This is a genomic window from Mesorhizobium sp. M4A.F.Ca.ET.020.02.1.1 (genome assembly GCF_004022645.1).
Taxonomy (GTDB): Bacteria; Pseudomonadota; Alphaproteobacteria; order Rhizobiales; family Rhizobiaceae; genus Mesorhizobium.
In genome coordinates this window covers 1-652 of record NZ_RZOI01001323.1, presented here as the reverse complement: position 1 = coordinate 652, position 652 = coordinate 1, and the positions used below count along the sequence as shown (strand labels likewise).

Here is a 652-nt window from a genome sequence, read left to right as displayed (position 1 = left end):
CGGGCAGGCGCCGGTCCGCGCGCTTCTCGACGCCGGCCCCGCCCCGTTGCGCGAGCGGCTGCAGGCGGTTGTCGCCGCCGACCCGGCGCTGATCGACATCGGCGTCGCCGCGGTCACCGTGCGGCTCACCAACCTCACCCCGACGAGCGAGCTCGAGCGGGCCTTGCAGACACCGACCTTCGAGGCCCTGCAGCAGAAGGCCGACGAGGCGACCTTCGAGCGTCGGGCGCTCGCCGTCGAAAAGGAGCGTGCCATCGCCGAAAATGAAATGGCGACCAGGACGGAACTGGCCCGGCGCGAGAAGCTGTTGATCGCCGAGGAGGCCGAAAACGTCCGCAACCGCGCCACCGGCGCGGCGGAGGCGCAGCAGGTCGAGGCGGCCGCCGAGGCGGAGCGCATCCGCACCGTCGAGGGCGCCAAGGCCGAGGCCGAACGGCAGCGCATCGCCATCTACCGCGACCTGCCGCCCGCGATCCTGCTCGGCCTCGCCGCCCAGCAGCTCGCCGGCAAGCTGGAGAAGATCGAGCACGTCAACGTGACGCCGGACCTGCTCGCCACCGTGCTCGGCGAATTCCGCAAGAGCCCGGCGGTGATCGAGGCCCGCTGAGGGGGCGAACCATGGCGGCGAACCGACCCCGCGCGGTCTTCGTGA

Annotated in this window: 1 pseudogene; it reads left to right on the top strand. The window is 72.4% G+C overall.

Annotation, left to right across the window (positions count from 1 at the left end):
• Window positions 1-607: pseudogene (locus EN742_RS36915) on the top strand (band 7 protein); the annotation flags it as partial.
• Window positions 608-652 lie beyond the last annotated feature (45 nt).